The sequence below is a fragment of the Verrucosispora sp. FIM060022 genome (assembly GCF_003977705.1).
GTDB classification, from domain to species: domain Bacteria; phylum Actinomycetota; class Actinomycetes; order Mycobacteriales; family Micromonosporaceae; genus Micromonospora; species Micromonospora gifhornensis.
The window spans coordinates 15,717-40,171 of record NZ_RQIV01000002.1 but is presented as its reverse complement, the minus strand read 5'-3'; the positions used below and the strand labels follow the sequence as shown (position 1 = coordinate 40,171).

Genomic DNA, 24,455 nt, shown 5'->3' with positions numbered 1-24,455 from the left:
TCAGGGCAGCGGCACCGGGATTCGGACCTGCTTGCCACCGAGGCGGCCCCACTCGATCTCGACCTGGCCGGAGTCGGGGATGTCGAAGACGAGGTACTGGCGGTCAGTGGCCCCGGCGGCGACGTTCGTGGTGCCGCCCAGCTCGGGGTAGTCGCCGAGCCGGTCGCCGTCGACGATCAGGTGGACGTCACCGCCGCTGCCGGTGGCGATGAAGCAGCCGCTGCGGTCGGCCGGCCCGGTGACCGCGAGCCCGAGGTGAAGCTTGAGCCGACCGGCCTCGGCCTGCTTGGTGGTGTGCGACCGGCCGCCCTCGTCGAAGCCCACCCAGTGGGCCAGGTACGCCTTCTCCACCTCGACCGTCAGCGGACAGCCGCTGTTGCCGGTGAGCACGGTGCCCGGCGAGGCCACGGTGATCGCCTTCGGGTATTCCGGCGTCGGCAGGTCGCCGATCAGTGGCAGACGCTCCTGCCGGTGACCGGCCGGGCCGAACACCAGCGAGGCACCCTCCAACGTTGCCCCGGCGGGCAGTTCGAAGGCGTACCACCCGGTGGCGGTCGCACCGGGAGCGATCACGTCGGTCGCCGGGCTGCCCGAGGAGTCGAGCGGGACCAGTTCGTCGTCGGCGAGCGCCAGAAAGACGCCGTCCTGGACGAGGAAGGTGGTGAAGTTGAGCTGGTTGGCGACCTTCACCGCGAGGTACGCGTAATGGGCATCGCCGTACTCGGGGGTGCCGGTCGTGTCGCCGTAGCTGCGCGGGGTCTGCGGGGACACCTCCACCCCGGTCACGGTGATCTCGGCGTTCAGGTACGAGATCGACCGGGGGGTGAAGCCCGCCAGCGGGGCGGGCGCATCCGGCGTCGGCGACGGCTCGGGCTCGGCATCGAGGTTGGTCGCGGCTTGTTGACCGTCGAGCGGGGCGACAGGCTCCTCGGTGGCGCATCCGGCCGCGAGCACCGGGATGGCCACCGCCAGAGCGATGGCCTGGGAGAGACGCCGGAGGGGTCGGCGAGGCATGCGGTCATCTCCTTGGGTCAGTGGATCTTCATAGTGTTGGTCCTCTGCCGTGTCGGGATTGTTCGGGCTACCCGCTGTGACCTGGCCCTCAGCATGATCAGGAGTCGTTGGAGCGCGGCCCGGCGTCGGTGAGTCGGGCGCGCAGCCGGCGTCGCCCCTCGTGAATGCGGGACTTCACGGTGCCTTCGGGCAACCCCAGTAGTTGGGCGACCTCGCGGTAGCTCAGCCCCATCACGTCCCGCAGCGCGACCGGCTCCGCGAGGTCGGTGCCGATGGCGTCGAGCCCCTCCAACAGGTCCAACCGGGTACCGGCGATCACGCTGGTACGAGCGGGGTCGGCCCGCTCCGGGGGCAGCGCACGTGCGGTCTCGACCATCCACCGACGTCGCAGCGCGTGATAGGTCGAGCGGGATCGGTTGGCTGCGACCCGGTAGAGCCAGGTCCGGAAGGACGACCGCCCGTCGAACGACCCGATGCCGGTGGCCAGCGCGAGCAGCGTGTCCTGGCAGGCTTCCTCGGCATCCTCCCGGTTGGGTAGGAACCGCCCGCAGAGCCGCAGCACCTCCGGCCGCACCTGGGCGAGCAGCGCCTCCAGCGCGTCCCGGTCTCCGCCGGCGGCGGCTCGCGCCGTCCGTTCGACCGCATCATGATCATCTGGCATCAGGGCAGTGTATGAGCCGCTGTTGAGCAGGGCGAACGCCCTCTGAAGAGTCGACGTGCAGGCGCTGTGGTCGCAGACACGACCAGGCCGGAGAGACGACTAAGGCCGCTGATCGGGCTTCCCCGGAGTCAGCGGCCTTCGTGTGCTTGTCACATCTGGTGCCCCCGGCAGGATTCGAACCTGCGCCCCCGCCTCCGGAGGGCGGTGCTCTATCCCCTGAGCTACGGGGGCTCAGCGACTGGAGAAGACTAGCAAACTCCTCCTGGGATCGCCGAATCGGTACACCCGGCCGTCGGCGGCGTGGCTGGCGGTCGGTTGTCCACGCGTGTCGAGACCGACCCGACCTTCGGGCCGCCCTGGTCGGTCGAGGTTCGGGTCAGGCGGCCGCGGTGCGGCCGCAGCTCGGCAGCGGGTGCGGCACGATGCGCCGGGGCAGCCGGCGGGGCCATTCGTTGCGTGCCCAGGAGCCGTCCACGATCAGGTGTACGGTCCGCTGCTCGGCGCCGCTGAGCCGCAGGACGAAGTCCCGGGGCAGCGCCGGGTCGAGCGTCGGTGTGGTGATCATGAACCGGACCCGTCCCCGGGACGAGACGGCGGAGATCACATCGGCGGCCGGCATGGTGCCCCGCAGCCGCACCCGGCCGAGCCAGTAGACCTCGGCGAGGTGCTCCTGGGCAGCCCGGGTGATCGCCGGGTACTCGCTGCGCACCCAGCGCTCGACCGCGCCGACGCAGAGGCCGCAGGCCCGCTCGCGGGGCTCGCGGGGACCCAACCCCCAGGCCCGCAGGTACGCCCCGACCGCACCGTTCTCCATGGTCAGCCCGAAGTGCTGCTGGATGAGGGCCTGCAGGCTCTGTCGGGTCCACAGCTCCTCGTCGAGGCCGAACTCGTCGGGGTGGACGCCCCGCAGGGTGTCGATGAGTTCCAGCTCCTGTTCGCGGCTGAGCGATCCCGGCTCACCCTGCCGCTGTCCGCGACGGACGGCTGCCACCGTCCCGTCACCGCCGATGGTGTGGCGCCGGCACCAGCTGGTGACGGAACGCCGTGCGTCTCTGAGTGCAACCCCCACGTCCTGGACAACGAGCGCACTTCTCTCTAAGTAACCCCTAGAGGGAAAATCGGTCGTATGCCACCAAGCCATGACGGAGGGCCTGATACCGGGTGCCTTGCGGCGGAGGTGTCGACCGGGGTCGACGTTCACCAGCTGGAAAAACGGTGCCGCCCCGCTCGACGTCGAGCGGGGCGGCACCGGTCAGGCGCGGGTGACAGGGGTCAGCCGACGCCCTGCTGGAGCTTCCGCAACTCGTTGATCTCCTTCTGCTGCCCCTGCTTCATCGACTGGGCCATCCGGACCACCTCGGGGCGGTCAGTGGCGTCGAGCACCCCGTCGGCCATGTGCACGCCGCCGATGTGGTGCTTGATCATCAGGTCGAGGAAGAGGCGGTCGACCTCGGCGCCCTGGGCCTCGTGCAGGCTGGCGATCTCCTCGCGGGTGGCCATGCCGGGCATCAGGCCGTTGGCGTCCACCGTGACCCCGTCGGGCATCCACTCCATGGCCGGCCGGGAGCCGGTCGGCAGCAGGTCCCACTCCTGCAGCCAGCGCTGCATGTGACCGATCTGGGCCTGCTGGGTCAGGGCGATGTCGTACCCGATCTGCCGCACCGCCGGATCCTGGCCCTTGGCGTACGCGACCATGGCCATCTCCACCGCCTGGGCGTGGTGGCGGGACATGTCCCGCGCGAACCCGGCCTCGGCCGACGTCTCGCCCGGCGTGCGCCCGGCATAGAGCGTGGCGGCCGTCCAGCCGATGCCGAGCAGCAGCAACGCCGTCATGGCCAGGGTAAGGTAGCGCAGCATCGGGGACCCCGGCCGTGGCTCGGCCGAGGCGGCCCGCTCCTCGACCGCCGTCTCCTGCACCGCGCTGGGCATGTCAGCCGCCCATCGACGGCTGGAGGTCACGCGGCTCCGTGCCGGTGCCGGTGGTGTAGTTGCCGGCCGAGCAGGTGGCACCCGGCTCGACCGTGGCGTTCTGCGCCAGCGTGGTGGCGAACTCCTTGATCCGCGGGTCGTCCGCGTTGTCGACCTTGAGCTGGTAGCCCCACGCCTGGATCGAGACCGGCTTGTCGAGGCCCTCGTACGGGCTCATCATCATGAAGTCGTTGCCGCGGACCACGTCGGCCAGCTTCTCCACGTCGGCGGCGGGCAGGTCGGGGCGGTAGGTGAGCCAGATCGCACCGTGCTCCATGCTGTGCAGGGCGTGCTCGGCGGCGATCGGCGCGTCGTAGACGTCACCGAGGCAGCGCTGCCAGGTGTTGTTGTGCGGGCCGCCGACCGGCGGGCTCTGCGCGTACTCCTGCTTGCCGGACCGGTGTTCCGAGTTGGAGATGGCCTCCGGGTCGGTCTCGCGGAAGTTGACGATGCCCTCGATCTGCGCCGCCTTCTCCTCCCAGGTCTGGGCACCCCGGATGGCCGCCCAGGCGCCGTACCCGATGATCGACGTGGCGAGCACGCCGACGGCGACGAAGAGGGCGATCGGGCCCCAGGAGCGGCCCTGGCTGACCTTGACGGGGGTGATTGGCTTGCGTGGTCCCTTACCGCCCCCACCAGCACGTTTGGGTGTCGCCGGCTTGGTGGAAGCGGCCTTGGTGTCGGCGGCCGGCCGGCCCGCCGCCGGCTTCTTGCCGGTGCTGACCACGGTCGGGCGCCGCTGCGGGCCGCCCGGGGTGCTGATGCTCATCGGTCCTCGTCAGGTCGGTCGGTCAGGGGATCCGGCGGCCCAGCCCCCGATGCCGGGTCGCCGCCGCGGAGGCCGAGTCTACCCCCGATAACATGGTTCGGTGACTCCCGCAGAACTCGCCGAAGCTGTCCTAGCCGCCGCTCACGCCGTCTTTGCCGACCGAGGCCTGGACCGCTCGGCGCTGCCGGAGCAGACGACGGTCGAGCGACCGCGTAATCCCGATCACGGCGACTACGCCTCGACGCTGGCGCTGCAGCTGAGCAAGAAGGTGGGCGTACCGCCGCGCGAGCTGGCCGGCGACCTGGCCGCCAAACTCGGCAGCACGCCGGGGATCAAGTCGGTGGAGATCGCCGGTCCGGGCTTCCTGAACATCCGGCTCGACGCCGCCGCCGCGGGCCAGCTGGCCCGCACGATCGTGACCGCGGGCGAGGAGTACGGCCGGGGTGACGTGCTCGCCGGCCTGAAGATCAACCTTGAGTTCGTCTCGGCCAACCCGACCGGCCCGGTGCACATCGGCGGGGTCCGGTGGGCGGCGGTCGGCGACGCGTTGAGCCGGTTGCTGCGCGCCGCCGGCGCGGACGTCGGCACGGAGTACTACTTCAACGACGCCGGCTCCCAGATCGACAGGTTCGCCCGCTCGCTGCTCGCCGCGGCCAAGGGGGAGCCCGCCCCGGAGGACGGCTACGGCGGGGCGTACATCGCCGAGATCGCCAACGAGGTGACCGCCCGTCGGCCGGAGGTGCTGTCGCTGGACGAGGACGCCGCCCAGGAGGTCTTCCGGGTCGAGGGCGTCGAGCTGATGTTCGCCGAGATCAAGTCCTCACTGCGGGACTTCGGGGTGGAGTTCGACACCTACTTCAACGAGAAGGACCTGCACGACCGGGGTGAGCTGGAGCACGCCCTGAACCGGCTGCGGGAGCAGGGGCACATCTTCGAGGCCGACGGCGCCACCTGGCTGCGTACCACCGACTTCGGTGACGACAAGGACCGGGTGCTGCGCAAGTCCAACGGCGAGTGGACGTACTTCGCCGCGGACTGCGCCTACTACCTGGACAAGCGCGAGCGTGGCTTCGACCGGGTCGTGATCATGCTCGGCGCGGACCACCACGGCTACATCGGCCGGATGAAGGCGATGTCCGCCTGCTTCGGCGACGACCCGGCGCAGAACCTGGAGATCCTCATCGGCCAGCTGGTCAACCTGGTCCGCGACGGCGCGCCGGTGCGGATGAGCAAGCGCGCCGGCACAGTGATCACGCTGGAGGACCTGGTCGACGCGATCGGCGTGGACGCCTCCCGGTACGCCCTGGCCCGCTACTCCAGCGACTCCCCGATCGACATCGACATCGAGCTGTGGACCCGGGCCACCCGCGACAACCCGGTCTACTACGTGCAGTATGTGGCCGCCCGGACGGCCAGTGTCGGGCGTAACGCCGCCGAGGTCGGGCTGACCCGGGGCGACGTCGACGCGTTCCGGCCCGAGCTGCTCGACCACGACAAGGAGAACGAGCTGCTCAAGGCGCTCGCCGAGTTCCCCGCCGTGGTCGCCGCCGCCGCCGAGCTGCGCGAGCCGCACCGGGTGGCCCGCTACCTGGAGGACCTGGCCGGGGCGTACCACCGGTTCTACGACAACTGCCGGATCCTGCCGCGCGGTGACGAGGAGGTCACCGACCTGCACCGGGCCCGGCTCTGGCTCAACGACGCCACCCGGGTGGTCATCGCCAACGGCCTGCGCCTGCTGGGCGTCTCGGCCCCGGAGAGGATGTAATCGCTACATGCGTGCTCATGAGGCCGGTGCGCTGCACGGCGACATCGGCAACCGGGGGCCGGCCTGGCTGCGTCCCCCGGCCGACGTCAACGCCCTGATGCCGCAACTGTGGCCACGCAACACGGTACGCGGTGACGACGGCGACCTGGTCGTCGCGGGCCTGCGGGTACGCGACATCGCGGCCGAGTTCGGCACCCCGGTCTACGTACTCGACGAGGGCGACCTGCGCTCGCGCTGCCGGGACTTCCGGGCGGCCTTCCCCACCGAGGACGTCTACTACGCCGGCAAGGCGTTCCTCTGCCGGGCAGTGGTCCGGATGATCGCCGAGGAGGGCATGTTCCTCGACGTGTGCAGCGGTGGTGAGCTGGCCGTGGCGCTGGCCGCGGGGATGCCGCCGGAGCGGATCGGCTTCCACGGCAACAACAAGTCCGAGGCGGAACTGCGGCGGGCGCTGGACGCGGGCGTCGGCCGGATCATCGTCGACTCGTTCGCCGAGATCGACCGGTTGACCGCGCTGGCCCGGGAGCGGGCGGTCCGCCCGAGGGTGCTGATCCGGGTCACCGTCGGTGTCGAGGCACACACCCACGAGTTCATCGCCACCGCCCACGAGGACCAGAAGTTCGGCTTCTCCCTCGCCGGCGGCGCGGCCATCGCCGCCGCCCTGCGGATCCTCGACGAGGGCGTGCTGGAGCTGCGCGGGCTGCACTCGCACATCGGCTCGCAGATCTTCGACACCAGCGGGTTCGAGGTCTCCGCCCGTCGGGTGCTCGCCCTTCAGGCGCAGATCCGCGACGCCCGTGGGGTGGAGTTGCCCGAGTTGGATCTCGGTGGCGGTTTCGGCATCGCGTACACCAGCCAGGACGACCCGGCCGCCCCGCACGACCTGGCCAAGCGGCTGCGCAAGATCGTCGACTCGGAGTGTGCGGCGGAGCAGTTGGCCGTACCGCACCTGTCGATCGAGCCGGGCCGGGCGATCGTCGGCCCGGCCGTGTTCACGCTCTACGAGGTGGGCACGGTCAAGGACGTCGATGGCATCCGGACGTACGTCAGCGTCGACGGCGGGATGAGCGACAACATCCGCACCGCCCTCTACGACGCCTCGTACTCGGCCACCCTGGCCAGTCGGGCGAGCACCGCCGAGCCGATGCTCGCCCGCGTGGTGGGAAAGCATTGTGAGTCCGGGGATATCGTGGTGAAGGATGAATTCCTGCCCGCGGACGTGCAGCCCGGAGATCTTGTCGCGGTGCCTGGCACAGGTGCCTACTGCCGCAGCATGGCCAGCAATTACAACCACGTACCCCGACCCCCCGTGGTCGCGGTACGCGACGGCCAGGCCCGGCTGATCGTCCGGCGGGAGACCGAAGCTGACCTGCTCGCCTTGGATGTGGGATGAAACAACCTGTGCGCCTGGCCCTGCTCGGCTGTGGCACCGTCGGTGCCGAGGTGGTCCGGCTGCTGCACGAGCAGTCCGCTGACCTCGCCGCCCGGATCGGTGCCCCGCTGGAGATCGCCGGCATTGCCGTACGCCGGATCGGTCGTGACCGAGGTGAGCTGCCGGTCGACCCGGCGCTGTTCACCACGGACGCGCTCGGTCTGATCAAGCGCGACGACGTCGACGTGGTGGTCGAGGTGGTCGGCGGCATCGAGCCGGCGCGCAGTTGGCTGGTGGAGGCGCTGCGGGCCGGCAAGAGCGTGGTCACCGCCAACAAGGCCCTGCTCGCCGAGGACGGCGGTGCGCTGCACGACGCGGCGGTCGAGGGCGGCGGTGACCTCTACTACGAGGCGTCCGTGGCCGGTGCGATCCCGCTGCTGCGCCCGCTGCGCGAGTCGCTGCACGGGGACCGGATCACCCAGGTCACCGGCATCGTCAACGGCACCACCAACTTCATCCTCTCCGCCATGCACGCCACCGGCGCCGGCTTCGCCGAGGCGCTGGAGGAGGCGACCGCGCTGGGGTACGCCGAGGCCGACCCGACCGCCGACGTGGAGGGCTTCGACGCGGCGGCCAAGGCCGCCATCCTCGCCTCGCTGGCCTTCCACACCCGGGTCGGCGCGGCCGACGTGCACCGGGAGGGCATCACCGAGGTCACCGCCGCCGACGTGGCCAGCGCCAAGGCGATGGGCTGCACCATCAAGCTGCTCTGCATCGCGGCCCGGAGCACCGACGCGCAGGGCCAGGAGTCGGTCAACGTCCGGGTGCACCCGGCACTGATCCCGCTGACCCACCCGCTGGCCAGCGTCGGTGACGCGTTCAACGCGGTCTTCGTGGAGGCCGACGCGGCCGGTCAGCTGATGTTCTACGGGCGGGGTGCCGGTGGCGCGCCGACCGCCAGCGCGGTGCTCGGTGACGTGGTGGCGGTGTCCCGCAACCGACTCGCCGGGGTCCGTTCGGCAAGCGAGTCCTCGTACGCGGCGCTGCCGGTGCGACCGATGGGGGAGGCGCTCACCCGCTACCACATCAGCCTCGACGTGGCCGACCGTCCGGGCGTACTGGAGGCGGTGGCCGGGGTGTTCGCCCGGCACGAGGTCTCCCTCGCCACCGTGCGGCAGGGCCCGGCGGGCGGTGGCAACGGCGACGCGGTACTGGTGATCGTGACCCACGTGGCACCGGACGCGGCGCTCGCTGCCACCGTCGACGAGCTGCGCGGTCTGGAGATCGTCCGGTCGGTGACGAGCGTGCTGCGGGTCGAGGGCGGCTTCTGAGCACGCGGCTCGCGATGGCGACCTGACCCGACCTGACCTGGCCGTACGGCCGCTGCCGGGTGGTCGGGTCGGGCTGGTTGACTGGTGGGGTGGCCTGCGTGTCCCGCCAGGTGGGTGGGCGTGGGTGCGCCGACAGGAGGTCGGCACGGCCGCGCGAGGCTGGTAGTGGCCGACACGGCAGACTTTGAGACGAGGAGAACGACATGTGGCGGGGCCTGATCGACGCCTACCGGGACCGACTGCCGGTCACCGACGCCACGCCGGTTGTCACGCTGCACGAGGGGAACACCCCGCTGCTGCCCGCGCCGGTGCTCTCCGCCCGGCTCGGTTGTGACGTCTACCTCAAGGTGGAGGGCGCGAACCCGACCGGCTCGTTCAAGGACCGTGGCATGACGATGGCCGTCTCCAAGGCGGTCGAGGCCGGCAACAAGGCGATCATCTGCGCCTCCACCGGCAACACCAGCGCCTCCGCCGCCGCGTACGCGGCCCGTGCCGGGGTGACCTGCGCGGTGCTGGTGCCGCAGGGCAAGATCGCGTTGGGCAAGCTGGCCCAGGCGCTCGTGCACGGCGCGAAGCTGCTCCAGGTCACCGGCAACTTCGACGACTGCCTGGCGCTGGCCGCCAAGCTCGCCCAGGACTACCCGGTGGCGCTTGTCAACTCGGTAAACATCGACCGGCTGCACGGCCAGAAGACGGCGGCGTTCGAGATCGTCGAGGCGCTCGGCGACGCGCCGGACATCCACTGCCTGCCGGTCGGCAACGCCGGCAACATCTCCGCGTACTGGATGGGCTACACGGAGGACGTCGCGGCCGGCAACGCCACCCGCACCCCCCGGATGTACGGCTTCCAGGCCGCCGGTGCCGCGCCGATCGTCACCGGCCAGGTGGTGCCCGAGCCGTCGACCATCGCCACCGCCATCCGGATCGGCAACCCGGCCAGCTGGACGAAGGCCCTGGACGCCCGGGACGCCTCCGGCGGCCTGATCGACGCGGTCACCGACCGGGACATCCTCGCCGCGTACCGGCTGCTGGCCCGGGAGGTCGGTGTCTTCGTCGAGCTGGGCAGCGCGGCCAGCGTGGCGGGTCTGCTCCAGCAGGCCGCCGCCGGCCGGGTGCCGGCCGGCTCCACAGTCGTCTGCACGGTCACCGGCCACGGCCTCAAGGACCCGGAGTGGGCCATCTCCACCGCCCCCTCCCCGGTCACCATCGCCAACGACCCCCTGGCCGCCGCCCGCTCCCTAGACCTCGCCTGACCCCCGCCCTCCCGGCTCTCCCCACCCCCACCCCGCCCGCCGCGTTGATCAAGAAGTTGGCGTCGTGGCCGGCGGCGTTCCCGACGCAAGCCTCTTGATCAACTGCTCAGGTGGGGCGTGGTGAAGGGGCCGGGTCCAGGCTGGCGGCCGGTGTTCACCCGGCGTTGCTCGACGGCGACGAGGTGTATCGGGATCTGGTGACATCGTTGCGAATCGGTACCGCCCCGGAAATCGACGGACGGATCGGGTCGGGCACACTGCTCGTGCCCCACGACCGTCTCCCCCAGGAGTGAGTCACGCCGATGTCGCTGCTCGCCAGATTCAGCCTCGCCAACCGGGGGCTGGTAGCCCTCATCGCGGTGGTGACCACGGCGTTCGGTGCGTACGCCGTGCCGTCGCTGAAGCAGCAACTCCTGCCCTCGCTGGAGTTTCCCGCCGCCTTCATCGTCGCCTCGTACCCCGGTGCCGCGCCCGAGGTCGTCGAGTCCCAGGTCACCGAGCCGATCGAGAACAGCCTGCGGGGCATCCCCGCGTTGGACACGGTCACCTCCACCTCCCGCGAGGGCCTGACCACCATCACCGTCCAGTACGAGTTCGGTACCGACCTGGACGACGTGGTCAGCAAGATGCAGACCGCGCTGAACCGCACCCGGCTGCCCGACGGCGTCGACCCGCAGGTCTTCGCGGGCAGCACCGACGACCTGCCGGCGGTGGTGCTGGCCGCGTCCGGCGGCGGTGACGAGCGGGAACTCGCGTCGAAGCTGCGGGACGTCGTGGTGCCCGAGTTGGCGGCGATCGAGGGCGTACGTGGCGTCGAGTTGACAGGGGTCCGCGACGAACTGGTGGTGATCACGCCGGATCCGGCGAAGCTGGCGAAGGCGAAGGTGCAGCCGACCGCGATCACCACCGCGTTGAAGGCCAACGGGGTGGCGGTACCGGCCGGTGCCGTGCTGGACGGCGAGCGCAGCCTTCCGGTGCAGGTCGGTGCCCCGCTGACCACGTTGGACGAGTTGCGGGACGTGATCGTCGCCCCGCCGGTCAAGAAGGCCGGTCCGGTCCGGCTCGGTGACGTCGCCACGGTCGAGGAGCAGCTGACGCCACCCACCGCGATCACCCGTACCAACGGCCGGGAGAGCCTGGGCATCGCGGTCACCGCCGACCCGGACGGCAACGCGGTCCAGATCTCGCACGCGGTCGCCGACCGGCTCGACGACCTGCGCGGTGCGACCGGGGCCGAGCTGACCGTGGTGCTGGACCAGGCGCCGTTCGTGGAGAAGTCGATCAAGACGCTGAGCACCGAGGGCCTGCTGGGTCTGATCATGGCCGTGGTGGTCATCCTGGTGTTCCTGCTGTCGATCCGGTCCACGATCGTCACCGCGGTCTCCATCCCGCTGTCGGTGGTGGTCGCGCTGCTCGCCCTCTGGATCGGCGACTACTCGCTCAACCTGCTCACCCTCGGCGCGCTGACGGTGGCGGTCGGCCGGGTGGTGGACGACTCGATCGTGGTGCTGGAGAACATCAAACGGCATCTGACGTACGGCGAACCGAAGCGGGAGGCGATCCTCACCGCTGTCCGCGAGGTGGCCGGGGCGGTCACCGCGTCCACCCTCACCACGGTCGCCGTCTTCGCCCCGATCGCCCTGGTCGGCGGCTTCGTCGGGCAGCTGTTCGCGCCGTTCGCGATCACGGTCACCGTGGCGCTGCTCGCCTCGTTGCTGGTGTCGCTGACGGTGATCCCGGTGCTGGCGTACTGGTTCCTCAAGCCGGTTGCCGGTGCCGACGGCGAGGCGATCCGACGGGCCGCCGAGGAGCGCGAGCTGCGCAGCCCGTTGCAGCGGGCGTACCTGCCGGTGATCCGGTTCGCCACCGGCCGGCGGGCGTACCGCTGGGCCACGTTGGCCGTGGGCGTGCTCGTGCTCTTCGGCACCTTCGGTCTGGCCCGGCAGTTGGAGAGCAACTTCCTCGACGACTCCGGTCAGGACACCCTCAACATCCGGCAGGAGTTGCCGGTGGGCACCGGGCTGGCCGGCACCGACGCCGCCGCCCGCCGCGTCGAGGCGGTGCTGGCGGACACCCCGGGCGTCGAGTCGTACCAGGTCACCGCCGGGGGTGGGGACAGCCCGTGGACCGGCAGTGCCGGCAACAACGTGGCCAACTACGCGCTGCGGCTCGACGGCGAGACCGACGCCAAGGCCATGCGTGGCATCCTGCGCGACCGGTTCACCTCGCTCGGTGCGACGGCCGGCGAGATCACCTTCCCGGCCGGTCAGGGCGGCGCGTCCGCCAACGAACTGGCGGTCATCGTGCGCGCCGCCGACCAGGAGACGCTGGCCACCGCCGCCGAGCAGGCCCGGGTGGCACTGGCCGGCATCTCCGGCGTCGAGGACGTCTCGACCACCCTCGCCCAGCAGGTGCCCCGGGTGGACGTCGCGGTCGACCGGGTCGCGGCCAGCCGGGCCGGGCTCACCGAGGCGGCGGTCGGCCAACTGGTGGCGCAGTCGTTCCGGGGCACGCCGGTGGGGCAGGTGACCATTGAGGGCGGCAGCCGGGACGTGGTGCTGCGCCTGTCGGCGAAGCCGCCGCTGACGGTGGACGAGCTGAAGGCACTGCCGGTCGGCCCGGTCAAGCTCGGCGACATCGCCGAGGTCACCGAGACCGAAGGGCCGCAGCAGGTACGCCGGATCGACGGCGAGCGCAGCGTCTCGGTGACCGGTACGGTGACCGGCTCCGATCTCGGCGCGATCAGCACGGAGTTGCAGCAGCGGCTCGACGCGATCGACGTACCGGGGGCCACGTTGACCCTGGGCGGTGTCAGCGCCGAGCAGCGGGAGACCTTCGCCGATCTGGGCCTGGCCGTGCTGGCCGCGATCGCGATCGTGTTCCTGATCATGATGGCCACGTTCCGTAGCGTGGTGCAGGCGTTGATCCTGCTGGTCTCCATCCCGTTCGCGGCCACCGGGGCGGTCGCCCTGCTGCTGGCCACCGGGACGGCGTTGAGCGTGCCGGCGCTGATCGGCGTACTCATGCTTGTCGGCATCGTGGTGACAAACGCGATCGTGCTGCTCGACCTGGTGAACCAGTACCGGGCGCAGGGGATGGGCGTACGGGAGGCGGTCGTCGAGGGTGGACGGCACCGGTTGCGCCCGATCCTGATGACCGCCATCGCCACCATCTTCGCGTTGACGCCGATGGCCTTCGGGCTCACCGGCGAGGGTGGCTTCATCTCCCGGCCGCTGGCGATCGTGGTGATCGGCGGACTGCTCAGCTCCACCCTGCTCACGCTGATCCTGGTGCCCACCCTCTACGCGATGGTGGAGGACACTAAGCAGTCGGTGCGCAGTTGGCGGGCGGGTCGTTCCGGTGGCGCCTCCGACTCCGGTCCAGCCGTGTCGGACACCGACGCGACGAAGCCGGACGGCGAGCAGTCGCCCACCACCGAACGCGCCACGCAGGGGCCGGCGGCGACCGACAAGCGCCCGGCGCAGAGCCGTCCGGTGCCGGCGGCGCCGTCCGGCGCGCTGGTGGACGGCACCGACCAGTTCGAGGTGCTCCGGCTGCCCAAGAGCCGCAACTCACCCTTCCCACCCGCGGAGTAACGGCCCGACAGCACCAGGCCCGACGCCCCCCGGCAACCGCTGGGGGCGTCGGCGTCCTGCGGCCCGTGCGTACCTCTGAACCCGTGCGTACCTTCGACCCCGGCCGTATCTCGGCGGTGGTCCTGGTTACGCGATCGTGGCGTATCTCCGTCGATGTCCGCGCCGCGACTCAGTCGGCGACGCCTGCCAGGTATGGTCCGCCTCGTGACGTCCACCCTCTCGGTCCTCACTCGCAACCGGAACTTTCGCAATCTGTTCCTGGCCGAGTTGGTGGTCTTCGGTGCCGACTGGTTCGTGATGGTGCCGTTGCTCGTCCTGCTGCCGAAGCTGACCGGTAGTGGCGTGTGGGGCGCGCTGGTGCTGGCTGTGGACACCGGCATCGTGGCGTTGCTGCTGCCGTACACCGGGACCATCGCCGACCGGTTCGACCGCCGCAAGATCATGATCATCTCGAACGGTGCCGCGCTCGTCGGTGTGCTGCTCCTGCTCGGCGTACGCAGCGCCGGTACGGCCTGGCTGGCGATGCTGGGCATCGGCGTGGTCGCGGTGGCCAAGGCGTTCTACTCCCCGGCCGCACAGGCCGCCCTGCCCAACGTCCTCGAACCGGAGGAGTTGGCCGCGGGTAACGCGGTGGCCGGATCGGCCTGGGGCACCATGACCATCGTCGGCGCCTCACTCGGCGGTGTGCTCGCCGCCGCCACCGGCCCGTACGTCTGCTTCTGGGTGGCCGCGGTCGGCCTGGTGATCGCCGCGGTCCTGGCCGGGCGCATCCGCCGGCCGTTGCAGGCACCCCGCGACAAGAACGCGCCGGTGCCGCAGACCTGGACGGCGATCCGCGAGGCACTGGGCTACATCGGGCACCGCCCACGGGTGCTGGCCCTGGTCACGGTGAAGTCGGCGGTCGGGCTGGGCAATGGCGTCCTGACCGTCTTTCCCCTGCTGGCCGGGCTGTACGGGGTCGGCCCGCTGGGCGCCGGCCTGCTGTTCGCGGTACGCGGCGCGGGCGCGCTGGTCGGCCCGATCCTGATGCGTCGGGTGCTGACCAACCGGGCCTGGCTGCTGCCGGGGCTGGCACTGTCCATGTCGGCGTACGGGCTGGCCTACCTGGGCACCTCCGTGGTGTCCTGGTTCCCGTTGGTGCTGATCCTGGTCTTCGTGGCGCACTTCGCCGGTGGCAGCAACTGGGTGATGTCCAACTTCGCGTTGCAGGGCGAGGTGCCCGACCGGTTGCGCGGCCGGGTCTTCGCCACCGACATGATGCTGGCGACCCTGGCCATCTCGGTCAGCCAACTCGTGGTCGCCTCCGTCATCGACGTGGTGGACGAACGGGTCGTGCTGGCCAGCTGCGGCCTGGTCACGTTGACCTACGCGATCGGCTGGCGGCTGGCCACCCGACGGCTCTCGCTGGCCGCACCGGAACCGACCGTCGCCGAGACCGGCACCCGGTAGACCCACGCGGCACCCGTCCGCCACCGCGAGTCGGTGGGAGGCGCCTGCGAGTCGGTGGAAGACCAGTGCGCTTCGGCCGGCGTAGAGCCTTCGAGCAAGTGTGTACGGGCGCGAGGTGCGTCTCAGGGGTCGGGCATCCGCGCCGAACCGCGCTGGTCGAGCCCTAGCATGGGCGGCGTGCCGACCACATTCGCCGCCGGCCCGGTCCGGGTCCGGGTCCCCGCCACCAGCGCGAACCTGGGGCCCGGCTTCGACGCGCTGGGGCTCGCCCTCGCGCTCCACGACGACGTGGCCGCCGAGGTGACCACGAACGGCGTGACCGTCTCCGTGGCCGGTGAGGGCGCCGGTGACCTGCCGTGCGACGACAGCCACCTGGTGGTACGCGCGATGCGGGCGGCCTTCGACGAACTCGGCGGGCAGCCGTGCGGGTTGGCGGTGGAGTGCGTGAACCGGATCCCGCAGGCCCGCGGGCTCGGCTCCTCCTCGGCCGCCATCGTCGCCGGGGTGCTGCTGGCCCGAGCCCTGGTGACCGACGGGGCCCAGCGACTCGACGACGACGCCGCGCTGCGGTTGGCCGCCCGGATCGAGGGCCATCCCGACAACGTGGCGCCCTGCCTGCTCGGCGGGTTCACCCTGGCCTGGACGGAGCCCTCCGGCGCGCGGGCCGTGTCGTTGCCGGTGGCCGAGGGCGTACGCCCCACGGTGCTGGTGCCCACCGAGCGTGGCCTGACCGCCTCCGCCCGGGCGGCGCTGCCGGCGACCGTGCCGCACAGCGACGCCGCGCTCAACGCCGGCCGGGCGGCCTTGCTGGTGCACGCGTTGACCACGCAGCCGGATCTGTTGCTGCCGGCCACCGTCGACCGACTGCACCAGGATTACCGGGCGGCCTCGATGCCCGGTACGGCCACCGTGGTCCAAGCGTTGCGTGCGGCCGATGTGCCGGCCGTGGTCAGTGGGGCGGGACCGACCGTGCTCGCCCTGTCTGACCTGCCCGAAGGGTTCGAGGCGGGAACAGATTGGCAGATTCTGCGGTTGCCGGTAGACGTGCGCGGGGCACAGGTCGAGCAAGGTAGACTCGGACACGCGGAGCGGGACCCTGTTGCCGCAGGTCGCAAGAGTTGATTACGCTCTAGACTTAGCACAGCCGCGAAGCATGCGATCTCCTGCGGGTCGGCGCACCCCCGAAGCTTTCGGCGGTAAGCCCGTCACCCCTGCCTAGGCCACGCCGCACCGCAGTCTTCACTGGTCGCCGCAGACGGCGAAGCCCCGCTCACCGCTTTCCTGGTGGGTCGGGCGACCGACCGGCTGCTGTGTCACAGACTCCCGCGAAGCGTCATGCGAGGCGGGTGCACCGAGGCCGCCCGGCCACCTGTAGTTCGATTCCGGGCAGTCCCGGCCTATCGAGGGAAGGAATCCATTGAGCGACACCACCGACGTGACGTCGGATGTTTCCAACGTCGCTGGCGATGCCACCACCGCTGCTCCTGCCCGCCGCCGGCGCAGCGGCACCGGCTTGTCGGCGATGCTGCTGCCGGAGCTCCAGAGCCTGGCTGCGTCGCTCGGCATCTCGGGGACGGCTCGCATGCGCAAAGGCGAGTTGATCAGCGCGATCACCGAGCGGCAGGGCAGCGCCGCGGGCGCCCCTCGACCACGGGCCGAGGTCGCGGCGGCCGCTGCGCCCGCTCGCGAAGAGGTCCACGCCGAGGTACGCGAGACGGGTGAGCGGCCGGAGGCCGGGCGCCGCGCCGCCGAGCAGCCAGCGGCGAGCGTGGAGACCGAGGGCCGTACCCGGACCCGGCGCACGCGGGCCACCGCCGTGGCGGAACCGCGTGCCGAGGAGGCCGCCGCCGAGACCGGCGAGCGGAGCGAGGGCCGGACCAGCCGCGCTGCCGAGCGTGGCGGTGAGCGTGCTGCGGAGCGTGCCGAGCGTACGGCCGATCGCAGCGGAGAGCGTGCGGAGCGCGGTGAGCGTGCCGCCGAGCGCGGCGATCGTGCCGAGCGCGGTGACCGTGCCGAGCGTGCGGAGCGCGGTGACCGTGCCGAGCGCGGTGAGCGTGCCGAGCGTGGCGCCGAGCGCGGTGAGCGTGCCGAGCGCGGTGAGCGTACGGAGCGCGGAGACCGTGGTGAGCGTGCCGCCGAACGCGGCGAGCGCGGGGACCGTGGCGAGCGCGGGCAGCGTACCGAGCGGGACAACAACACCGACGACGATGACGAGAACGGCGGCCGGCGCAGTCGGCGTAGTCGCTTCCGGGACCGTCGGCGGGGCCGTAACGAGCGCGGTGAGTCCGGCGGCGAGGGCGGCGGCCGTGAGCCGCAGGTCGGCGAGGACGACGTGCTCGTGCCGGTGGCCGGCATCGTCGACGTGCTCGACAACTACGCCTTCGTCCGGACCACCGGCTACCTGGCCGGCCCGAACGACGTGTACGTGTCGATGTCCCAGATCAAGAAGTACGGCCTGCGGCGCGGTGACGCGATCACCGGTGCGGTGCGGGCAGCCCGGGACGGCGAGCAGCGTCGCGACAAGTACAACCCCCTGGTCCGGCTGGACACCATCAACGGGATGGAGCCGGACGAGGCCAAGCGGCGGCCGGAGTTCTACAAGCTCACCCCGCTCTACCCGCAGGAGCGACTGCGGCTGGAGACCGAGCCGCACATCCTGACCACCCGGGTCATCGACCTGGTCATGCCGATCGGCAAGGGGCAGCGGGCGCTCATCGTCTCGCCGCCGAAGGCCGGTAAGACCATGGTGCTGCAGGCGATCGCGAACGCGATCACGCACAACAACCCGGAGTGCCACCTGATGGTGGTGCTGGTCGACGAGCGGCCCGAAGAGGTCACCGACATGCAGCGTTCGGTGAAGGGCGAGGTCATCGCGGCCACGTTCGACCGTCCGCCGCAGGACCACACCACGGTCGCCGAGCTGGCGATCGAGCGGGCCAAGCGCCTGGTCGAGCTGGGCCACGACGTGGTCGTACTGCTCGACTCGGTGACCCGGCTCGGTCGGTCGTACAACCTGGCGGCGCCGGCCAGCGGCCGGATCATGTCGGGTGGTATCGACTCCACCGCGCTGTACCCGCCGAAGCGCTTCCTCGGCGCGGCCCGCAACATCGAGAACGGCGGCTCGCTGACCATCCTCGCCACCGCGCTGGTGGAGACCGGTTCGATGGCGGACACGGTCATCTTCGAGGAGTTCAAGGGCACCGGTAACGCGGAACTGAAGCTGGACCGGAAGATCGCCGACAAGCGGACGTTCCCGGCCGTGGACGTCAGCGCCTCCGGCACCCGCAAGGAGGAGATCCTGCTCGCGCCGGAGGAACTGGCCATCGTGCACAAGCTCCGCAAGGTGCTGCACTCGCTGGACTCGCAGGCGTCGCTCGACCTCCTGCTGGACCGGCTCAAGCAGTCCCGCACGAACATCGAGTTCCTGATGCAGATCGCGAAGTCGACGCCGGGGGAGTAGTTCCACCGACGAAGATCGACGGAAGGGGCGCGGCCGATCGGCCGCGCCCCTTCCGTGTAGCCACCCCGGTCCTCGTCGGCACCCCGGTCGCGCGAGCAGGGCGTCTCCGCACGCCGCTCGTACACCTGGGTCCTGCCCCTTTGCTCTGCTTCACCCCACGCACCGAAAACCGGTCGAAAACGATGCGTCGGTTGAAGCAGAGCAAAGGGGCCAAGGAGGTGGGTATCTCCGCCGAGCGGTGCGCGCGGCTGAGGGGCCGGCGGAGGGGGTGGAGCAGCCGGGGGTGGAGTCGCCGGAATCGAGCCGGTGGGATGGATGCGGCGGGTGGAGGAATGCTGCGGGCGGGGGGCGGGAATGCGTACGGATGGCCTGATGTTGCTACCGGCGACCAGCTGGCGTGGCCCGATTCCGGGGCCCGCCGAGGGCCATGGCAGACTGGTCAATCGGCCACCGGTTCCGGTTCACGCCCCTTGATCGGCGCGCAGCGGCGCGCCAGGGCGACCCGGCGACCACGACGAGAGGACCGAGGCGACATGAAGCAGAACATCCACCCGGAGTACGTGACCACCGAGGTCACCTGCTCCTGCGGCAACACCTTCAGCACCCGCAGCACCGCCAAGGGCGGCTCGATCCACGTCGAGACCTGCAGCGCCTGCCACCCGTTCTACACCGGCAAGCAGCGCGTCCTGGACACCGCTGGTCGGGTCGCGAAGTTCCAGCAGAAGTACGCCAAGGTTCAGGCCAAGAAGGCCAAGTAGCTCCTGGTCCGACGCCCGCGTCCGGTTCTCGCCGGACGCGGGCGTCGTCCGTCTGTTCCCGCCTGCCGCCACCGTCGAAGGAGCGATGCCCCGCATGAGCAGCGAGCGCCTGGCCCGGCTCCTCGACGAGTACGCCGAGCTGGAGAAGCGGCTGGCCGACCCGGCCATCCACGCCGACCAGGGCACCGCCCGGCGGGTCGGCCGGCGGTACGCCGAGCTGGTCCCGCTGCACAAGGCCGCCGCGGAGCTGGAACAGGCCCGGGCGGATCTGGCCGCGGCGCGGGAGCTGGCGGCCGAGGACCCGTCCTTCGCGGCCGAGGCCGAGACGCTCGCCGCGGAGCTGCCCGCGCTGGAGGAACGGCTGGCCGAGCTGCTGATCCCGCGCGATCCGCACGACGCCAAGGACGTCATCGTCGAGATCAAGGCCGGCGAGGGCGGCGAGGAGTCGGCCCTGTTCGCCGGCGATCTGCTGCGGATGTACACCCGGTACGCCGAGCGACGCGGCTGGCTCACCGAGGTGATCGACGCCCAGGACTCCGACCTCGGTGGGGTCAAGGACGTCTCGCTGGCCATCAAGACCAAGGGTGTTCCCGAGGGCGGCAACGGCGTGTGGTCCCGGCTCAAGTGGGAGGGCGGCGTCCACCGGGTGCAGCGGGTGCCGGTCACCGAGTCGCAGGGCCGCATCCACACAAGTGCCGCCGGGGTGCTGGTGCTGCCGGAGGCCGAGGAGGTCGACGTCACCATCGACCCCAACGAGCTGCGGATCGACGTGTTCCGCTCGTCCGGGCCCGGCGGCCAGTCGGTGAACACCACCGACTCGGCGGTACGCATCACCCACCTGCCCACCGGCATCGTGGTGTCCTGCCAGAACGAGAAGTCCCAGTTGCAGAACCGGGAACAGGCGATGCGGATCCTGCGGGCCCGGTTGCTCGCCGCCGCCCAGGAGCAGGCCGACGCGGCCGCCTCGGACGCGCGTAAGGCCCAGGTGCGCACGGTCGACCGGTCGGAGCGCATCCGCACCTACAACTTCCCGCAGAACCGGATCACCGATCACCGAATCGGTTACACGGCGTACAACCTCGACCTGGCGCTCGCCGGCGAACTCGACGGCGTGCTGGACGCGCTCAGCGAGGCCGACCGGGCCGCCCGGCTGGCCGGCGATCCGGAACTCGCCCGCCGCTGAGCCTGCTCAGGCTGCCCAGCCCACTCAGGCGCTGCGGGGGCGATCCTTGGCCCGCAGCATCTCCCGGTCGGCCGCCTCGAAGGCGGCGCCGAGGGCGTCCCGCTGCCCCGGACCACCCGGAGCGACCTCGGAGAACCCGATGCTGACCCCGACCGGGGTGCCGGGCACCAGCGACTCCCAGTCCTCGGTGCGGATGGCGGCGTCGATGCGCCGGGCCACCTCGGCGGCCTCGGTCATCCCGGCGCCCGGCAGCACCACCACGAACTCGTCGCCGCCGTAGCGGGCCACGAAGTCACCCCGACGCATCACCCGGTTGATCACCCCGGCGATCCGCTGGAGGACCAGGTCCCCCGAGTGGTGCCCGTGTCGGGTGTTGACGGCCTTGAAGCCGTCCAGGTCGCAGACGCCGATCACCACCCGCTCGCCCCGGGCGACCACTGCCGCGATGTAGCGCTCCAGCCGGCGGCGGTTCGGCAGCCCGGTCAGCGGGTCGGTGAGCGCCTCACCCTCGAAACGGGCCGCCTCGCGGCGCATCTCCTCATGGTCGATGCGGGCCGCGATGCCGTCGATGTAGACGTCGCGGAGCCGGTCGTGACGCTGGGCGGCGAGTCGGAAGGCCAACCGGTCGGCCCGGTGCGCGCCCGCGTGGTCTCCGGCCCGACCCAGCGCGATGCTGCGCAGCCGGGCCGGCTCGGCGGCACCGAGGGTTTCGGCGCTGACCTGCACGCTGCCCAACCGGGTGACCGCCTCGATCGGGCGGCCGTCGGCGATGGCCAGGCAGACCTGGCCGAGTTGGCGCATGTCGCGGGCGCGGGCGCTGTCCGCCCCGTGCCCGAGCAGCCGGGCCGGGTCGGCGCCGCGGACGGTCTCGACGACGTCGCCCAGGGCGGCTCGCCGGGCCCCGGCGTAGCCGTAGGCGGCGAGGCTGCTGGGGCGCAGCCGGTCGGCGGTGCCGGTGGCGATGAACCGGTCGAGGTCGGTGGCGATGTCCCGCAGCACCCGCAGGCAGCCGTCACCGTCGCCGGTGTGGTCGAGGGCCACCGCGTTGCGCAGCCGGATGCCCGGGGCGGCGAACGTTTCCTCCGGGATGCCGGCGGCGTTACCGAGTTGCCGGGCCCGTTCGATCGCACCGAGGGCGTAGCCGTGGAAGCTCAGGTAGGAGTAGGCCATGGCCAGGTCGTGCCAGCCCCAGGCGGTGTCCCGATCCGGGTCGTCCACCGCCCCCAACGCGCGGGCGGAGCGCACCAGGTGGGTGACGCAGCGGTCCAGCGCGCCCTGGTGGTGTGCGGCGAGCGCGGCCAGCGCGTTGAGGTGCCCGTGCAGGTAGGGCTCGGCGAGATCGCGTACCGCGGCGGACGCCTCTTCGATGGCCCGGGTGTACTCGGCCGTGCGGCCCAGGTTGATCAGCGCGGAGAGGCGCTGCACCAGCGCATCGGCACGGGCGTGGGGAGCGCTTGTGGTACGCAGCACCTGCTCCAGGATCGCGTACGCCTCTGTGGAGCGGCTCACCTCTTGGAGCGCCCGCGCCTTTTTCAGGGCGTCAACCTGGTCGTCGACCCGGTCGAGCCAGCCCACCCGCGACCTCCTGTCGGTGCGCCGCTGCACCTGCTTTTGCACGTGCACCGCGACGATTCATGATTATGGCGTGACCACCGAGCCGCAATACCCGTCCGAAGGTACGAGACGACACCGCCCGTCTCCGCTGGTGGCCGTCGCGGCCCGGGAGCTGCTCGCCGCCGGGGTGACCTCGGCCCGGGTGGAGGCGGAGCTGCTGGCCGCGTACGTGCTCGGGGTGCCGCGGGGCCGGTTGGCCATCGCCGACGGTTTCACCGACGAGCAACTGGATCGTTACCGAGCGCTTGTGGATCGGCGGGCACGGCGGGAGCCGCTGCAGCACCTCACCGGTAACGCGGCCTTCCGGCATCTGGAGCTGGCGGTCGGACCGGGTGTCTTCGTCCCGCGCCCGGAGACCGAACTGCTCGCCGGCTGGGGGATCGAACAGGCCCGTCGGGCGGCCCGACCCCGGCCGTTGGTGGTCGACCTGTGCAGCGGGTCCGGGGCGATCGCGCTGTCGGTGGCCCAGGAGGTGCCGGACGCCCGGGTGGTCGCGGTCGAGCGCTCGTCGGCCGCGCTGGCCTGGCTGCGGCGCAACGCCGCCGACCGGGCTGCGGCGGGGGACCGGGCGATCGAGGTGGTCGAGGCGGACGTCACCGACCCCGACCTGCTGGCCGGGCTGGTCGGTCAGGTCGACGTGCTGCTGTGCAACCCGCCGTACGTGCCGCAGGCGGTGGCCGTACCGCCGGAGGTGGCCGGGCACGACCCGGCGGAGGCGGTGTTCGGTGGGGCGGACGGCCTGACCGTCATCCGTCCGGTGATCGAGCGGGCGGCGACGCTGCTGCGGCCGGGCGGTCAGCTCGGCGTGGAACACGACGACACGCACGGCGCGGCGGTGCCCGAGCTGCTTGCCGAGGACGGTCGCTACACCGCGATCAGCGCGCACCGGGATCTTGCCGGGCGGGCCCGGTTCGCCACCGCGTCCCGCCGTGCGGACCACCCGGCAGCCGGTCCGGCCGGCACGTGGCAGACTGACTCCTCGTGATGCTCTACGACTGCCGGTCAATGGCCGACCGGGACCGCGGCATCGCTGCGGCCATCGAGGCGGTCCGCAACGGCGAGTTGGTGGTCCTGCCGACCGACACGGTCTACGGGATCGGCGCGGACGCCTTCACCCCGTACGCGGTCAGGGCCCTGCTGGACGCCAAGGATGCCCCGCACTCGCCGCCGCCGGTGCTGATCGGTTCCCGGCACACCCTCGACGGCCTGGTCTTTTCGCTGCCGACCGCGGCGCGAGACCTGGTGGAGGCGTTCTGGCCGGGCGCGTTGACGATTCTGGTGCAGCACTCGGCGAGTCTGCGCTGGGATCTCGGCGACGACAGCGGGGTGGTGGCGGTACGGATGCCGCTGCATCCGGTGGCGCTGGAGGTGCTGCGCGAGACGGGCCCGATGGCGGTCGCGTCGGCGAACAAGTTCGGCCAGCAGCCCGCGCTCACCGCCGACGAGGCGCGTGACCAGCTCGGGTACTCGGTGCGGGCGTACCTGGAGGCGGGACCGGCCGTGGATCCGGTGCCCAGCACGATCGTGGATCTCACCGGTGACGTGCCGGTGCTCGTCCGGGAGGGCGGCATCGGGCTGGCCAAGCTGCGCGAAGTGGTTCCGGAGCTGCGCGAGAGTCAGGTGGCGTAGATGCCCCCGTTCACCGTCCTGCACGTCTGCATGGGCAACATCTGCCGCTCGCCGATGGCGGAGCGGCTGCTCGTCGTCGCCGTACGGGAGCGGTTGGTCCGGCGCGACGTCGACCCGGCCCGCGCCGACGAGGTGCTGCACAGTCACAGTGCCGGCACGGGCGGCTGGCACGCCGGTGAGGAGATGAATCCGCCGGCCGCGCGGCAGGTGGTCAACCGGGGCGGCAGCACCGCCGGGTTCGCCGCCCGCAAGCTGCGCTCGGATCACATCGACGCGGCGGATCTGGTGTTGACCGCCACCGCCGACCAGCAGGAGTACGTGGTGGCGCTGCGTCCGGACGCCGCGTCGCGCACCTTCGTGCTTGGCGAGTTCGGCCGGATGCTGGCGACACTGGATCCGGCGACCTTGCCGGCCGCCGAGGCGACGCCGGAGGCGGTGCACGCCCGTGGGGTGGCGCTTGTCGAGGCGGCACACGCGGCCCGTCAGGGCAGCGCGTTGCTGCCCGGCGACGACCTCGACGATCCGTGGGGCCGTGGTGACCAGTGCTTCACCCGGGTGGCGGACGAGATCGAGGAGACCGTTCAGCCGCTCGCGGCGGCATTGCTGCCCTGATCGGTGAATTTCCTCCGTATT

The 24,455-nt window shown here is 71.6% G+C and carries 19 protein-coding genes and 1 tRNA gene; 13 read left to right on the top strand and 7 right to left on the bottom strand.

What is annotated here, in order from left to right:
• From EG812_RS06710 to EG812_RS06685, 6 genes are all read right to left on the bottom strand, one after another.
• Nucleotides 1–1,014: a hypothetical protein gene (locus EG812_RS06710; RefSeq protein ID WP_013735666.1), complete on the bottom strand. Its 1,014-nt coding sequence runs from the start codon at nucleotides 1,012–1,014 to the stop codon at nucleotides 1–3.
• Between the two features lie 97 nt (nucleotides 1,015–1,111).
• Complete coding sequence (locus EG812_RS06705; RefSeq protein ID WP_013735665.1) at nucleotides 1,112–1,675, bottom strand: RNA polymerase sigma factor; 564 nt, start codon at nucleotides 1,673–1,675, stop codon at nucleotides 1,112–1,114.
• Nucleotides 1,676–1,831: 156 nt separating this feature from the next.
• Nucleotides 1,832–1,906 (bottom strand) — tRNA-Arg (locus EG812_RS06700).
• Nucleotides 1,907–2,051: 145 nt separating this feature from the next.
• Nucleotides 2,052–2,744 (bottom strand): winged helix-turn-helix domain-containing protein, encoded by a 693-nt coding sequence (locus EG812_RS06695; protein ID WP_043721798.1) that lies wholly within the window; start codon nucleotides 2,742–2,744, stop codon nucleotides 2,052–2,054.
• Between the two features lie 203 nt (nucleotides 2,745–2,947).
• A complete protein-coding gene (locus EG812_RS06690; RefSeq protein WP_013735663.1) occupies nucleotides 2,948–3,604 on the bottom strand; it encodes a DUF305 domain-containing protein in 657 nt (218 codons plus the stop codon).
• 1 nt (nucleotide 3,605) lies between these two features.
• A complete protein-coding gene (locus EG812_RS06685) occupies nucleotides 3,606–4,412 on the bottom strand; it encodes a thioredoxin-like domain-containing protein (protein WP_013735662.1) in 807 nt (268 codons plus the stop codon).
• A gap of 100 nt (nucleotides 4,413–4,512) precedes the next feature.
• On the opposite strand from EG812_RS06685, the gene argS reads away from it, so the two are divergent.
• The 10 genes from argS to prfA all read left to right on the top strand — a co-directional run bounded on the left by argS (nucleotide 4,513) and on the right by prfA (nucleotide 20,579).
• Complete coding sequence (argS, locus tag EG812_RS06675) at nucleotides 4,513–6,177, top strand: arginine--tRNA ligase (RefSeq protein ID WP_013735661.1); 1,665 nt, start codon at nucleotides 4,513–4,515, stop codon at nucleotides 6,175–6,177.
• 7 nt (nucleotides 6,178–6,184) lie between these two features.
• Nucleotides 6,185–7,570, top strand: coding sequence for a diaminopimelate decarboxylase (lysA, locus tag EG812_RS06670; RefSeq protein ID WP_013735660.1), 1,386 nt, complete (start codon nucleotides 6,185–6,187; stop codon nucleotides 7,568–7,570).
• A gap of 8 nt (nucleotides 7,571–7,578) precedes the next feature.
• The gene (locus EG812_RS06665; RefSeq protein ID WP_013735659.1) at nucleotides 7,579–8,880 is read left to right on the top strand and encodes a homoserine dehydrogenase; all 1,302 of its coding nucleotides are present in this window, start codon (nucleotides 7,579–7,581) and stop codon (nucleotides 8,878–8,880) included.
• Between the two features lie 203 nt (nucleotides 8,881–9,083).
• Nucleotides 9,084–10,133, top strand: a complete 1,050-nt coding sequence (gene thrC / locus EG812_RS06660) for a threonine synthase (protein ID WP_013735658.1) — start codon at nucleotides 9,084–9,086, stop codon at nucleotides 10,131–10,133.
• Nucleotides 10,134–10,435: 302 nt separating this feature from the next.
• Nucleotides 10,436–13,729: an efflux RND transporter permease subunit gene (locus tag EG812_RS06655; RefSeq protein WP_126711138.1), complete on the top strand. Its 3,294-nt coding sequence runs from the start codon at nucleotides 10,436–10,438 to the stop codon at nucleotides 13,727–13,729.
• A gap of 204 nt (nucleotides 13,730–13,933) precedes the next feature.
• Nucleotides 13,934–15,178, top strand: a complete 1,245-nt coding sequence (locus tag EG812_RS06650) for an MFS transporter (protein ID WP_043725652.1) — start codon at nucleotides 13,934–13,936, stop codon at nucleotides 15,176–15,178.
• A gap of 177 nt (nucleotides 15,179–15,355) precedes the next feature.
• The gene (thrB, locus tag EG812_RS06645; RefSeq protein ID WP_232510857.1) at nucleotides 15,356–16,300 is read left to right on the top strand and encodes a homoserine kinase; all 945 of its coding nucleotides are present in this window, start codon (nucleotides 15,356–15,358) and stop codon (nucleotides 16,298–16,300) included.
• 295 nt (nucleotides 16,301–16,595) lie between these two features.
• Nucleotides 16,596–18,638 carry a transcription termination factor Rho gene (rho, locus tag EG812_RS06640; protein WP_013735653.1) on the top strand — a complete coding sequence of 681 codons (2,043 nt, stop codon included), beginning with the start codon at nucleotides 16,596–16,598 and terminating at the stop codon, nucleotides 18,636–18,638.
• Between the two features lie 533 nt (nucleotides 18,639–19,171).
• Nucleotides 19,172–19,396: a 50S ribosomal protein L31 gene (gene rpmE, locus EG812_RS06635; RefSeq protein ID WP_013735652.1), complete on the top strand. Its 225-nt coding sequence runs from the start codon at nucleotides 19,172–19,174 to the stop codon at nucleotides 19,394–19,396.
• 94 nt (nucleotides 19,397–19,490) lie between these two features.
• Nucleotides 19,491–20,579: a peptide chain release factor 1 gene (prfA, locus tag EG812_RS06630; RefSeq protein ID WP_013735651.1), complete on the top strand. Its 1,089-nt coding sequence runs from the start codon at nucleotides 19,491–19,493 to the stop codon at nucleotides 20,577–20,579.
• Nucleotides 20,580–20,603: 24 nt separating this feature from the next.
• Here the strand turns inward: prfA and EG812_RS06625 are convergent, their stop codons facing one another.
• Complete coding sequence (locus tag EG812_RS06625; RefSeq protein ID WP_013735650.1) at nucleotides 20,604–22,154, bottom strand: GGDEF domain-containing protein; 1,551 nt, start codon at nucleotides 22,152–22,154, stop codon at nucleotides 20,604–20,606.
• A 70-nt stretch (nucleotides 22,155–22,224) separates the two neighbouring features.
• On the opposite strand from EG812_RS06625, the gene prmC reads away from it, so the two are divergent.
• Genes prmC through EG812_RS06610 form a run of 3 tightly spaced genes read left to right on the top strand, consistent with a single transcriptional unit; the run spans nucleotide 22,225 to nucleotide 24,434 of the window.
• On the top strand, nucleotides 22,225–23,178 hold the full coding sequence (gene prmC / locus EG812_RS06620) for a peptide chain release factor N(5)-glutamine methyltransferase (RefSeq protein WP_169804623.1): 954 nt from the start codon (nucleotides 22,225–22,227) through the stop codon (nucleotides 23,176–23,178).
• Nucleotides 23,178–23,822 (top strand): L-threonylcarbamoyladenylate synthase, encoded by a 645-nt coding sequence (locus EG812_RS06615; RefSeq protein ID WP_013735648.1) that lies wholly within the window; start codon nucleotides 23,178–23,180, stop codon nucleotides 23,820–23,822. Before prmC ends, EG812_RS06615 begins: the two co-directional genes overlap by 1 nt.
• A complete protein-coding gene (locus EG812_RS06610) occupies nucleotides 23,823–24,434 on the top strand; it encodes an arsenate reductase/protein-tyrosine-phosphatase family protein (RefSeq protein WP_013735647.1) in 612 nt (203 codons plus the stop codon). It abuts the gene before it with no gap.
• Nucleotides 24,435–24,455: the final 21 nt, after the last annotated feature.